This window comes from Humibacter antri (assembly GCF_054777235.1).
In genome coordinates, this window is record NZ_BAAHAW010000046.1 from 1 (window position 1) to 12594 (window position 12594).

Below are 12594 nucleotides of genomic sequence, written 5' to 3' on the forward strand. Positions count from 1 at the left end.
CCTGATCAGACAGGCATTCTCCGCTTAACGCGCCGACACCACCCCACGCTCAATCGGTGGATCCAGGTTTAGCTCCAATGCGCAGAGTCACTGCAGCGCGGAGGTCAGCCTCGCGAGGTTGTCGAGCATGGTAGACAGCAGCGGCTGCTTCATCCATTCGTCGAGTGTCAGCTGCTTGCTGGCGTCCCGATACCCCTGCTCGACCGAGCGCATCTCGGAGACGAACGATTTGCCGCGCACCATGAGCGAGATCTCGGCGTTCAGCATGAACGAGCGCATGTCCATGTTGCTCGAGCCGATGACCGCCACCTCGTCATCGATCGTGAAATGCTTCGCGTGCAGGATGTACGGCGCCTTGTACATCCAGATCGTCACGCCCGCGCGAAGCAGCTGCTCGTAGTACGAGCGCTGAGCGTGGTACACGAGTCCCTGGTCGCCGATCTCCGAGACGAAGAGCTCGACACGGATGCCCCGCTGCACCGCCGTCGTGAGCGCGGTCAGCATGGCCTCGTCCGGCACGAAATACGGCGACGTGATGATGATCTGCTCGGTGGCGTAATAGAGCAGTGCGAGGAACAGCTTCAGGTTGTTCTCGTTATCGAAGCCCGGCCCGCTCGGCACCAGCTGGCAGTCGAGCTCTTCCTCGACCTGCACCGTCACGATCGGGTCGCGCTCACGGGCGAGCAGCTCGCCGGTCTCGGAGTACCAGTCGGTGATGAAGATCGCGTTGAGCCCTGCGACGATCGGACCCTCCAGCCGTGCGACGAGCTCCTTCCACTTCAGCCCCCGCTTGATGTTGCTGCGCTTGTTGTAGGTGCGGTCGATCACGTTCTGCGAGCCCATGAACCCGACCCGGCCGTCGGCGACCAGCAGCTTGCGGTGATTGCGCAGATCCGGACGCTGATACTTGCCCTTGAGCGGCTGCACGGGCAGCATGAGCTGCCACTGCGCCCCCATCTCGGTGAGGCGCTTGATGGTGCGCTTGTAGTCCCTCGTGCGGAGGGACGCGATGTGGTCCAGCAGCACGCGCACGGTCACGCCGCGCTTCACGGCGGCCTCCAGCGCGTCGAAGAACGGCCCCGTCGTATCGTCCCAGCTGAGGATGTAGAACTCGACGTGCACATAACGGGTGGCCGCGTTGACGGCCCCGGTCATGGCATCCAGCGACTCTTCGTACGCCCCGATCAGGGATGCCGCATTGCCGCCGACGAGTGGCATGGCCCCGAGGCTGCGGTTCATGCGCACCACGGACCCGAGCCACGGCGGCCACGGATGATCCCGACGCACCCGCTCGATGCCCTCAGTGGACTCGAGGATGAACTGGTTGATCTGCTGTTGCCGCAGGCGTCGCTGCTTCGGCAGCTTGTAGCTGCCGATGAGCAGGAAGAACAGCCATCCGATGTACGGAATGAAGTAGACGGCCAGCAGCCACGCGGTCGCCGACGTGGGCCGGCGGTTGCGGGGGATGACGATGATCGCCACGATGCGCAGTCCGAAATCGACGATAAGCGCGATGACGATGATGATCCAGGTCAGGGTGCCGCTGTCCATGCCATCCCCTCGTGCAGCCGGCTGGGGCTGACGCTAGCACCGGCGGGCGACAGTCGGCGCCACCGACAAGGGGTGAAGTGGAGCGATTAGTGCTGGAGGCCGCGGCGGGCGCGTTCCTGCGCCTCGATCTTCGCGTACGCCTTGCGCTCGCTGCGGTCGGCGTGCACCACGGAACGCATCACGATCCAGAATACGAGCCCGACAAGAACCGTCGGCGCGAGCGCCCAGATGATGCCTGCCCATACGCCGTCCATGATGTCTTCAAGACTACGCGCTGGAGCTTGGAGCCACCGCCGCATCCACCCGGGGGGAAGCGGTGGAGCCGCGCTGGATGAACACGGAGAGAGGCGCCGTGACGTCTTCCGGCTCTCCTCTGTCGATCACGGCCAGCAGGGTTGTCGCCGCGAGTGCGCCGAGATCCCGAACGTCGTGACTCATCGCCGACAGCGGCGGCATGGCGAGCCGGCAGAGGGTGGAGTCGTCCCACGCCACGATCGAGAGGTCGCCGGGAACGGACATCCCGCGCGCCTTCACCGCATCGAGTCCCGCGACCGCCATCACGTCGTTGTCGAAGATCACAGCGGTCGGCGGCTGTGGCGACTCGAGCAGCTGGAGGATGGCGGCCGCTCCGCTCGCGCCCGAATAGTCGCCGATCGCTGTACTGGGGGCCGCACCGGCCGCAGCCATAGCGTCCGCGAAGGCGACGGCGCGCGCCTGCGTGTGCACCAGGCGCTCGGGCCCGGAGACACGCCCGATCGCGCGGTGCCCGAGCTGCACGAGCTGCTGTACGGCGTGCACGGTCGTCGTGTAGTTGTCCACGCGCACGACAGCGCCGCCGGCGGCGTCCACGGGCTCGCCGAGTGTCACGTGCGGCAGCCCGAGTTCGGCGAGCGCGGCGCCCCGTCGGTCGTCGACGGTCAAGTCGCTGACCACCACGCCGGCTATGGTGCCCGATGCAGCCCACCTGCGATACGCGATGAGCTCGTCTGCGACCGTCGGAACGGTCTGCATCAGCACGCGTATGCCGTACGGGTGCAGCACGTCTTCCATTCCGGCGATGACTTCGCTGTAGAACGGGTCGACACCGGCCGGAGAACGCAGAAACGCCATGCCGATCGATGCCGGTTCGCTCCGCGTCGCACTCATGGGTACAGTATCGCCGCGTTCACGAGCGCGATCGTTCGCCTGCGAGCAGGTCGTTGGCGCTGCGCAGCACGAACGGACCGGTGAACACTGCGGGGTCGACGTCGGCGCTGCTGGTGACGTGGAACGTCGTCGTCTCGCCCGCGAGCAGTGTCACGAGTCCCTGGTCGACTGCGGCGGCGGCATCCACCCGGTCGACCGCGAGGAACACGTCGCGAGCATAGGAGCGAGCGCTCACGGCGATCCGGTATCCGTTCTCGGTGCGCACGGCGGATGCCTGCAGTGCGTCGGGGGCCAGGCGCTGCCTCACCGCCTCCGCGCCGTTGAACACGGCTCGTGCGAACCCGTCGACGGCGGCGACGATCACTTCGGCGGCGTCGTCGTCGAAGCCGGCCACGTCAGCCGGCAACCGGTACGTCGCCGTGCCCCGCGCCTCCACATGGAGCGGCAACGTCTGCTCGGCGAGCACGGTGCCGTCGAGCGCGAGCCGCGCGAGTCGCGCCGTTGAGGAGACGGCGGCGGCCGTGTCGTTGACCAGTACGAGCGCGAGGTACTCCTCCGGCTCATCGAGCGCGGTCGGGTCCACGTCGCGCGGGTCGATCGTGCGCGGTTGGATGGTCGCCAGACGCGGCGCGTACGCATCGCGCATGGCGTACCAGAGCGGCTTGCGGTGCTCGTCGAAGTCGACGGCCGCCCACGAGACGACGGGCCAGTCGTCGTTGAGCTGCCACAGGATCGTTCCCGTGTTGTAGGGGGTCAGCGAGCGCAAGTGCTCCACCCCGAACCGGATCGCGTGCGCCTGGTTGAGCTGCGCAGCCCAGTGCCAATCCTCGATCGACGTCGGTTGCGGCAGGTGTGCCGCCATGCCCCGGTCCAGCTTGAGGTTGCCGTACTCCGCCTTCTGGTGCACGAGCATCTCGTGTCCGTACGGCTCCAGCGGCTCGTCGTGCACCACGCGCGTGAGGGTGCTCCAGGCCGGCGGTCCCTGAAACCCGAACTCGCTGACGAATCGCGGACGGTGCTGGCGGTAGGCGGCGTAGTCGCGCTCGTTCCAGACATCCCAGATGTGCATCGTGCCGTTGCGCTCGTCGTTCGGATGCGCGTAGTCGACGAACGAGAACGGGCTCGCCGGCGAGTACGGCCGGGTCGGGTCCAGCTCGGCCAGCAACCGGGGGAAGAGCGCTCGACAGTACCCGTCGCCCCAGGCGCGCCCGGCGAGCACCTCACGCCAGCCCCACTCGACGTAGCCCCAGATGTTCTCGTTGTTGCCGTTCCAGATCACCAGCGACGCATGCTGCGACAAGCGCACGATCTGCTCGCGTGCCTCGGCCTCGACCTCGTCGGCCAGCCACTCCTCTTCGGAGTAGGCGGCGCAGGCGAACAGGAAGTCCTGCCAGACGAGCACGCCCTGTTCGTCGGCCAGCTCGTAGAAGTCCTCGGACTCGTAGATACCGCCGCCCCACACTCGGATCAGGTTGACGTTCGCCTCCACTGCATCGGCCAAACGGCGCGCATAGCGATCGCGAGTCATCTCGGTGAGGAACGCGTGGTCCGGGATCCAGTTCACACCGCGCACGAGTACGTCCTCGCCGTTCACTCGCACGACGAACCTGTTGCCGGCTTCGTCGGGAGAAGTGTCGACCTCGACGGTGCGGAAGCCGATTCGGCCGTGCCACGCCGCGTGTGCTCCGCGCAGGGAGACGCTCACGTCGTAGAGCGGCTGCGTGCCGTGGCCGATCGGCCACCACAGCTGCACATCTGCGACCCGCACCTCGACGGATGCCCGTGTCTCGGCCGCCGAAACGGTCGCCTCCGCCTCGACCCTGCCGATCCGCGCGGTGAAGGTGATCGGGCCGTCATATCGCACCCCGTCACGCTCGACCTCCACGTGCACCATCGCGACGCCGTCGGTGCCGTCCACGTCGACGAGCGGGCGCACCGAGGCAACCCGGGCACCCGACCACGAATCGATGCCGATCGGCTGCCAGATGCCGCTGGTGGCGACGTCGATGCCCCAGTCCCAGCCGAAGTTCGAGGCGGACTTGCGCAGCTGGTTGAACGCATGGTGGTTCACATGCGGCCACGAGCCGTGCTCGGCATCCCGCCGCTCCACCTCCGGCACCGGTGCCGCGAATTCGACGCTCAATTCGTTGCGGCCCTTGCGCAGCAGCGGTCGAATGTCGAAACGGTAGGAGCGGTGCTGGTTCTGGGTGCGACCCACCTCCGCGCCATTCAGCCGGATCGTCGCGACGGTGTCGAGGCCGTACGCAACCAGGTCGTGACGGGTGTTGCCGTCATCCGCCCACTCGAACGCCGTGGAATAGCGCCACACCGTGTCGCCGATCCACTGCTGATCCGCCTCGTTGTCACCGTCGAACGGATCGGCGATGAGACCCGCACGCAGGAGGTCGGTGTGCACCACGCCCGGCACGACCGCAGGCACGTTCGTCAGGGCGACGCCGTCGGGGGTCGGGCCTTCCACCGCGCTGACGGTCCAGCCGTCGCGGATCGGGGTGAAGGTGCTGGGAAGGAAGGGCATGGTGCTCTTTCTGTTTCGTAGGTCGTGCGGCTTCGACGGTTGAGCTCGTCGAATTCGTTGCGCATGCCGGGTTTGCCGGGCCGTCCGCCACGCGGCGTAGAGCCTGCCGAAATCGCACAGGTGCAGGCGGGTTTCGACAAGCTCAACCGACGGTGGGGTGTCGGACGGAGTGCGTCTATGGTGTGGCCCCGGCGAGCTGCTTGAGGCGAAGCTCGGGATTCGGTGCCGCGGCGGCGAGCAGCTTCGTGTACTCGTGCTGAGGGTTGAGGATGACGTCGTCGGCCGGTCCACGCTCGACGATCTCGCCCCGATACATCACGAGGATCTCGTCGGAGAAGTGCCTCGCCGTCGCCAGATCGTGGGTGATGTAGAGCACGCCGAGGTTCTCTTCCCGCTGCAGGCCGGCGAGCAGGTTGAGCACACCGAGCCGGATCGAGACGTCGAGCATGGACACCGGCTCGTCGGCGATGAGCATGCTCGGCTCAGGGGCGAGCGCCCTGGCGATCGCGACCCGCTGCCGCTGCCCGCCGGAGAGCTCGTGCGGATGCTTGGCCGCGAACTCCTCCGCCGGCGTCAGCCGCACGCGCTCCAGCAGTCCCGCCACACCGGCATCCACCTCGGACCGGGTGCGACCGCGGCCGTGCAGGCTGAGCGGTCTCGCCAGGTGATGCGCCACCGAGTGGTACGGATTGAGCGACGCGAACGGGTCCTGGAAGACCATCTGCACCTGGCGCCGGTAGTCGCGCAGGCCGCGGCCGTGGCGGCTGACCGGCTTTCCGTCGAGCAGGATCTGCCCGTCGCTCGGATGCTCGAGCTGCAGCAGCAGCTTCGCGATCGTCGACTTGCCGCTCCCGGACTGGCCGACCAGCGCGACCGTCTTGCCCGATTCCAGCGTGAAGCTCACATCGTTCACCGCGAGGAGCTCGTGCGAGCGCCGACCGCCGCGCACGCGATACCGCTTGAACACGTTGCGGAACTCGAGGGTGGTCATCGGCGCGCTCCTTCGGTCTCGGAGTTCCCGGAGTCTGCCGCGGCGTTGTCCGAGGAGCCGGCTCCGGCATCCGCTCCCAGCCGTTCGTCGCGCACACCCGTGCGGATGAAGTCGCCACGGTCTCCGGTCAGGCTCGGGAAGGATGCCAGCAACTGCTTCGTGTAGGCGTGCTGAGGGTCGGTGTAGAGGTCGTACGCGTCGTTCAGCTCGACGATCTCCCCTGCCTTCATCACGGCGATGCGGTCGCTGATCTCCAAGAGCAGCGGCAGGTCGTGCGTGATGAAGATGACGGCGAAGCCGAGTTCCGCGCGCAGGCGCGAGATCTCGTCGAGGATCTCGCGCTGCACCACCACGTCGAGCGCCGTGGTGGGCTCGTCCATGATCATCACCTGCGGGTCGAGCGCCATCGCCATGGCGATCATCACCCGCTGCCGCATCCCGCCGGAGAGTTCGTGCGCGTACGACCGCAGCCGGTCCCGGCCGACCCCGACCCTTTCGAGCAGGTCGCCGGCGCGCTTCACCCGTTCCTTCTTCTTCAACTCCGGCCGGTGCGCAGTGAAGATGTCTTCGAGCTGGTCCTGGATGCTGATGACCGGGTTGAGCGAGTTCATCGCCCCTTGGAACACCATGGAGATCTTGTCCCAGCGGAACGCCCTCAGATCTGCGCCGCCGAGCGAAGCCAGGTCGATCGAGTACCCCTCGCGCGAATGAAAGGTGGCGGATCCCGACGTGATCAGCGCCGGCGGCTTCAGCAGTCGCGTCACCCCGTAGGCGAGCGTCGACTTGCCGCATCCGGATTCGCCGGCCAGCCCGAGCACCTCGCCGCGCCCGAGCGTGAGGGTCACGTTCTTCACCGCGTGCGTGGTGCGGGCGCCCAGGTAGTCGACACTGAAGTCGTCGATGGTCAGCACGGGGTCAGCCACGCTGCGAGGCGGACGGATGCTTGTGGCCGCGCTCATTTGATGTCCTCCCTCTCGAGGAGTTTGATCTGCGACGCACTCAGGCCCCAGGCCTTGCGCGCTGCCCTGGTCTGGTTGCGCAGCTTCGGGTTGATGATCTCGTCGATCGAGAAGTTGATCAGCGAAAGCGCAGCACCGAAGAGGGCGATCACCAGTCCCGGCGGCACGAACCACCACCAGGCGCCCTGGGTGAGGGCGAGGTCGTTGTAGGCCTGGTAGAGGATGGTGCCGAGCGTGAACGAGTTGTTCGCGCCGAGGCCCAGGAACGACAGCCCGGCCTCGCCGAGGATGGCGAAGATGATGGCGAACACGAACTGCGACGCCATGACCGGGATGAGGTTGGGCAGGATCTCCACCACGAGCACGCGCCACGTCTTCTCGCCGGCCACTCGCGACGCGGCGACGTAGTCCCGGCCTCGCAGCGACAACGTGACAGCCCTGAGCACACGGGCGGACCCCGCCCAGCTCGTGATGGCCAGCACAATGGCGATGAGGAAGAGGCCGCGCTGATTCTGCGGAACGTAGTTGCCGATCACGATGACGAGCGGCAGTCCCGGGATGACCAGGATCACGTTCGTGAAGAGAGCGAAGCCCTCGTCCACCGCCCCGCCGACGTACGCACCGAGGATGCCGAAGAACGCCGACAGCACCGTGGCCAGCACCCCGACGGTGAAGCCGATCACGAGCGAACCGCGGATGCCGTATGCGATCTGCGTCCAGACATCCTGCCCGGTCTGCGTCGTGCCCAGCCAGTGCTCCGGCCCGGGCGGTGCGAACGCATCGGTGCTGATGGCGTTGGGGTCGCCGACCAGGAGCGGCCCCACGATTCCCCAAAGGATGATGACGCCGGCGATGATCAGGCCGACGACGAGCTTCGGCGAGCGCGACGGCAGCAGACGGGCGATGCTTCGGCGATTGCCGATCGCGGCGGGCGCGATCTCGGTCGTGGCGAGTGTGGATGCCATGTCTTGCGCGCCTCCTAGGACCGGGCGCGGGTGCGCGGGTCGATGAGTCCGTACAGCACGTCGACCACGAGGTTCGCGGCGAGCACCGAGAGTGAGATCACGAGGAACACGCCCTGCATGAGCGCGTAGTCGTCGTTCGACACGGCCGAGAACAGCAGCTGGCCGATGCCGGGGTAGCTGAAGACCTGCTCGGTCACGATCGATCCGGAGACCACGAACCCGAGGGAGATGGCGAATCCGGAGAGCGATGGAAGCACCGCATTGCGCGCGGCGTAGGTCATGCGCACGCGTCGCGGGTTCAGGCCCTTCGCCTCGGCGGTGACGATGTAGTCCTCGGAGAGCGTGGAGACCATCATGTTGCGCATGCCGAGCATCCATCCGCCGATCGACGAGACGACGATGGTCAGCGCCGGCAGGAATCCGTAGTAGATGGCGCTGCCCAAGAAGTCGAGGCTGAAGCCCGGTGTCGTCGCCGCCACGTTGTAGCCGCCCGCATACGGGAACAGTGGAACTACGCGGGTGAGCACCAGTACCAGGATGAGCGCGAGCCAGAAGTACGGAACGGCCTGGAACATCGTGGTCACCGGAATGAGGTTGTCGAGCCACGACCCGCGCTTCCAGCCGGCGAGCATGCCGAGGCCGACGCCGAGGATGAACGAGATGATCGTGGCCAGCCCGACGAGCGCGATGGTCCAGGGCAGCGCCTGGCCGATGACCGTGGTGACCTGCTCCGGATAGTTGGTGATGGAGACGCCGAGGTCGCCGTGCAACAGGTTCACGATGTAGTCGCCGTACTGCTGCAGCAGGCTGCCGCCACCACCGCCGAGCTCGACCTCCAGGGCGTGCCGGGTGCCGGCGGTGATCGGCTGGCCGGCCGCACCCATCTTGGCGATCATGATGTCGACCGGGTTGCCGGGCATCATGCGAGGAATGAGGAAGTTCAGCGTCACCGCCGCCCACAGGGCGACGGCATAGAACGCGATCTTCTGCAGGTAGAACCGCATCTGAAGTCTGCTTTCTGCGCGATCGTGAGTCGGGCGGATGCTTGGAAGACATCCGCCCGACGCACGGCGCCTTGCCGCGTTGTGGCTACTTCACCGGGCGGATCGTCTTGAGCACGATGCCCACGCCCCAGTTGCCGCCCCACGGAAGCGGGAACGCGTACTGGTTGCTCTGCGTCGGCCAGCCGGTCGCGCGTGAGTTGTTGTACTCGGCGAGCGCGGAGTTCACGTATACCGGCACGTAGGGCATGTCCTTGACGATCTGGTCTTGGATCGTCTTGTATGCGGACTGCTTCACGGACTCCTGGTTGGTGGTGGCCAGCTGCTTGATCGCCGCGTCGACCGCGGGGTTCGAGTACCGCGACGTGTTCGTCGACGTGGCCGGCTGCCCGACGGGGGCGGTCGCTGACGTGGCCAGATACGCACTGTACTGGTAGTACGGGTCGGACGAGACGCCCATGTTGACCGAGTTCATCGACATCTGGAACTTGCCGGTCGACTCCGCCTGGCTCCACGCGTTCTGCGCCATCTGGTTGACGCTGAGCTTGATGCCCGCCGCCTTGAACTGACCCTGCAGCAGCTGGCAGATCGTGTCGTAGTCGGTCCATCCCGACACCACGTTGACCGACAGATCGAGCTCCTGCCCGTCCTTGGCGTAGTAGCCGTTCGAGCCGAGCTTCCAGCCGTCCGCCTCGAGAAGACTCTTGGCCTTGGAGACGTTCGCGCTCTGCGGCACCTCCAGGTAGTCGGGGTTGGTGATCTGCGACTTGTTCACGGTGTTCAGCAGCAGCGACGGGGATGCCGGCGCACTGAAGCCTGCAGCAGCCTGCTTGTCGAGCTGGGTGCGGTCCATCGCGTAGTACATCGCTTGCCGCACGGCGACATCCGTCTGGGGTCCGGTGCATCCGAGCGATGAGTTCTCGCACGTGAACAGCGCGGTGGTCGCCTGCGGCGAGTTGGAGTAGCTGAGGTCCTTGTGCTTGGACATGATGCTCTTCAGCGTCGGCAGGAAGCTGCCCATGTAGTCCGTCTGCCCGGCTTCGAGGGCGGAAGTGGCGGCATCCGCGTTGGCCAGCGAGATGTAGCGCACCTGGTCGACCTTCGGCGCTGCGTCGCCGGTGCCCCAGTAGTTCGGGTTCTTCTCGAGCACGAAGCTCTGGGGAGTGAAGCTCTTCAGCATGTACGGACCCGTGCCGACCGGGGTGGTGTTGGTCACCTTCGTCGGGTCGGAGATCTTCGACCAGATGCTCTGCGGCACGATCGGCTCGTTGCCGAGTACCTGCGGCTCCAGCGTGAACGCCGTCGACGGGAAGGTGATGACGACGGTGTCATCCGCCGTCTTCTTCGCGACCCACTTGACGCCGGACGTGTTCAGCGCCGGGTTGTCGGAGATGAGGTTGAGGGAGTAGACGACGTCGTCGGCGGACTCCGGCGTGCCGTTCGACCACTTCACGCCCTGACGAACCTTCACGGTGAGCTGCGTGCCATCGGTGTTCCAGCTGTACGAGGTTCCGAGCAGAGGCACCGGCTTGCCGGCGCGCGCCTTGTTGTAGTAGAAGAGCGGCTCGTAGATGACGCCGTTCGTGGGCTGCAGGTAGGCCCCCGTGTTGTTGAGCGGGTTGAAGTTCTCGGTGAAGTTGCCCACCTGACCGCTGAACATCGTGACCGTGCTGGTTCCGGAGGAACTTTTCGAGGAGCCGTTGGCCGAGCATCCTGACAATGCCAGCGTCGCCGCAGCCGCGACCGCGACGAGCGCGACGCCGAAGCGGCGTCGTGTGCTGTGTGGAGACATCCTTGTCCTTTCGTTGACGTCGAGCGGTGCAAGGGGTTTGACCGCCGCCGCGGGAAGGGCGCTTCGCCGCGATTCCTCTTTCTTAGGTTACTTTATAAAGCATGTCAAGTTAGCATCGTGTGTGAAGATCGAACACGAGGAGGCATTGGTGGTCAGACAGCGGGTCTCGCTCGCGGGAGGAACCAGCAGGGGGCTGGTGCTCGATCTCATTCGCACGCTCGGCCCGATCAGCCGGGTCGAGCTGGCCGAGAGCACGGGGCTCACGCAGGCGACCATGTCGACAGTGGTACGCCAGCTGCTCGGCGAGGGGCTCGTGATCGAGACCGGACGCGGTGAGTCCACCGGCGGCAAACCTCCCGTCATGCTCGACGTGAATCCGGATGCCCGCTTCGCCGTGGGCGTGCAGCTCGGTCGCGAGTCGATCACGTACGTCGTGATCAATCTCTCCGGCGCCATCGTGGGCCGCACGCGCACCACGGGCATCGGGTCGACCGAGCCGTCGGAGATGGTGCACCGGCTCGCCTCAGAGGTGGACCGCACGCTCGATGGACTAGGCATCGAGAAGGCGTCCGTCGTCGGCGTCGGCGTGGTGGCGCCCGGACCGCTGGATATCGGCAGGGGCATGATCCTGCACTCTCCACACCTTGCGGCATGGCTCGACGTGCCCATCCGCTCGATGCTGTCGGATGCCGTCGCGCTGCCGGTCATCCTGGACAACGACGCGACCGCCGCGGCGATCGGCGACTTCTGGAGCGGCAAGCTGGACGACGCGGTGGCGCACGCCACGGTGTACATGGGCACGGGAATCGGCGCGGGAGTGTTGATCGACGGCATCGTGTTCCGCGGCTCGAGTTCTAATGCCGGCGAATTGGGTCAGGTGGTGGTCACCGGCGTCGACGGGGAGCCCACGTACCTCGAGGACATCGCCGATCCGGGCGCCGTGGTGCGGCATGCGCGAGCTACAGGCGAGGCCGCTCGACTCGGGCTGCCGGACGACGACGACTTCGGCGGCTTCCGCGCGATCGCCACAGCGGCCGCCAGGGGCGATGCCGGTGCCGCGACGCTCATCGAGGACTCCGCTGAACTCCTCGCCTCCGGGGTGCTCACCCTGGCGAACCTGTTCGACCTCGACTCGGTGTCACTGTCCGGTCCCGCGTTCGCGGTGGCAGGGCCCACGTATGTGCGTGCCATCGCACGGCGCTTGAACGAGCACTTCTTCGTGCGCACCCAGCACAGCATCCGGGTGCGGCTGTCGACGGATGTCTCGGATGCCGCCGCCGTGGGGGGGCGCGGCGCTCGTGCTGCAGACGGAGCTCGCCCCGCGCACGATGGGGTTGTCCGCGGTCGCGGGCTGAGCATCGCTGGGGGTTGAGCGTCGCTGCGGGTTGAGCATCGCTGCGGGTTGGGCCCGACGAACGCAGCCTTGGCGGTTTCGACAAACTCAACCGGCGGTGCGCTCAGCTCAACCGGCGATCCATTTCCCTCAATCGTCGGTGTACTCGGCCCTTCCGACCGTGTGCTGTGCACATCCGGCGGTCCGCTCCGCTCGATCGGCGGCCCTCCGCTCAGTCGGCGGTCTTCTTCCCTGACGCGTAGATGTGGTGGTGAGTGGGCGTGGTGGGGTGCCCGGCGCTGTGAGGGGCGTCGGGGGGT

At 66.6% G+C, this 12594-nt stretch carries 10 protein-coding genes; 1 reads left to right on the forward strand and 9 read right to left on the reverse strand.

Translation table 11 applies throughout. The features are described 5' to 3' along the window. Positions 1-87 precede the first annotated feature (87 nt). The 9 genes from cls to ACYVDK_RS16940 all read right to left on the reverse strand — a co-directional run bounded on the left by cls (position 88) and on the right by ACYVDK_RS16940 (position 10941). A complete protein-coding gene (gene cls, locus ACYVDK_RS16900; protein WP_460523904.1) occupies positions 88-1551 on the reverse strand; it encodes a phospholipase D-like domain-containing protein in 1464 nt (487 codons plus the stop codon). An 86-nt stretch (positions 1552-1637) separates the two neighbouring features. Beyond that, positions 1638-1805: a hypothetical protein gene (locus ACYVDK_RS16905; RefSeq protein WP_460523906.1), complete on the reverse strand. Its 168-nt coding sequence runs from the start codon at positions 1803-1805 to the stop codon at positions 1638-1640. 13 nt (positions 1806-1818) lie between these two features. Next, the gene (locus tag ACYVDK_RS16910) at positions 1819-2697 is read right to left on the reverse strand and encodes a LacI family DNA-binding transcriptional regulator (protein ID WP_460523908.1); all 879 of its coding nucleotides are present in this window, start codon (positions 2695-2697) and stop codon (positions 1819-1821) included. A gap of 19 nt (positions 2698-2716) precedes the next feature. Next, on the reverse strand, positions 2717-5233 hold the full coding sequence (locus tag ACYVDK_RS16915) for a glycoside hydrolase family 2 protein (protein WP_460523911.1): 2517 nt from the start codon (positions 5231-5233) through the stop codon (positions 2717-2719). Positions 5234-5408: 175 nt separating this feature from the next. Continuing rightward, positions 5409-6224, reverse strand: a complete 816-nt coding sequence (locus tag ACYVDK_RS16920) for an ABC transporter ATP-binding protein (RefSeq protein ID WP_460523913.1) — start codon at positions 6222-6224, stop codon at positions 5409-5411. After that, a complete protein-coding gene (locus tag ACYVDK_RS16925; protein WP_460523915.1) occupies positions 6221-7183 on the reverse strand; it encodes an ABC transporter ATP-binding protein in 963 nt (320 codons plus the stop codon). The genes ACYVDK_RS16920 and ACYVDK_RS16925 overlap by 4 nt, the downstream gene beginning before the upstream one ends. Continuing rightward, the gene (locus ACYVDK_RS16930; protein WP_460523917.1) at positions 7180-8148 is read right to left on the reverse strand and encodes an ABC transporter permease; all 969 of its coding nucleotides are present in this window, start codon (positions 8146-8148) and stop codon (positions 7180-7182) included. The genes ACYVDK_RS16925 and ACYVDK_RS16930 overlap by 4 nt, the downstream gene beginning before the upstream one ends. Positions 8149-8162: 14 nt before the next feature. Continuing rightward, positions 8163-9152: an ABC transporter permease gene (locus ACYVDK_RS16935; protein ID WP_460523919.1), complete on the reverse strand. Its 990-nt coding sequence runs from the start codon at positions 9150-9152 to the stop codon at positions 8163-8165. A gap of 85 nt (positions 9153-9237) precedes the next feature. Next, positions 9238-10941 carry an ABC transporter substrate-binding protein gene (locus tag ACYVDK_RS16940; protein ID WP_460523921.1) on the reverse strand — a complete coding sequence of 568 codons (1704 nt, stop codon included), beginning with the start codon at positions 10939-10941 and terminating at the stop codon, positions 9238-9240. Positions 10942-11062: 121 nt separating this feature from the next. On the opposite strand from ACYVDK_RS16940, the gene ACYVDK_RS16945 reads away from it, so the two are divergent. Beyond that, positions 11063-12313 (forward strand): ROK family protein, encoded by a 1251-nt coding sequence (locus ACYVDK_RS16945; protein WP_460523923.1) that lies wholly within the window; start codon positions 11063-11065, stop codon positions 12311-12313. The last annotated feature ends 281 nt before the right edge of the window (positions 12314-12594 follow it).